Annotated in this window: 1 protein-coding gene; it reads right to left on the reverse strand. The window is 35.0% G+C overall.

The window, feature by feature from the left end; genetic code table 11:
- The coding region (locus J7R13_RS08765; protein WP_208438305.1) for a helix-turn-helix domain-containing protein at nucleotides 1–198 on the reverse strand (198 nt) is incomplete at its 3' end.
- Between the last annotated feature and the right edge of the window lie 314 nt (nucleotides 199–512).

Consider the following 512-nt stretch of genomic DNA (forward strand, 5'->3'; position numbering starts at 1 on the left):
TAGGAGTAAAGCCTTCTCTTGATCTAAACCATAAAGCTCTATGATCTTTTCCTCCAGTCCTACAGGAACAGACTTTTTGCCAATTTCTACAGATGATAAAAATCCTACAGATATATCTAATTTTTTAGCCATATCTAAGAGGCGTTCGGAGTGATCAACCCGAAGTTTCCGTAAATTTTTACCAAAAGATGTAACCATATAAAAAGTCCTATTAGAGAAGAAATATTTTCTTCTGATTCTAACAAATCTTGTTATGATTTTCCACAATTATTACGGATCAAGAGTTCTTTTCGGTTTGTTTTTTTAGTATACCGCGACCCCCAAAGATCCCCTCCTTTTCCAAAATCGACCTTTCTCAAGTTTTTTCGATCCTACTTTTTTTCAGGGTGGCTCCTGTCTTTTTTGCCTCGCTTGTATTTGTGCCCTTTTGCTCTCCTTTTTAGATTATATTAACCATTTTTCTAAGAGTTGCACCTTTTTTTTTTTACAAGATAAGAAGGGACTAGGTAAGA

The sequence above is a fragment of the Bartonella taylorii 8TBB genome (assembly GCF_902825155.1).
GTDB classification, from domain to species: domain Bacteria; phylum Pseudomonadota; class Alphaproteobacteria; order Rhizobiales; family Rhizobiaceae; genus Bartonella; species Bartonella taylorii_A.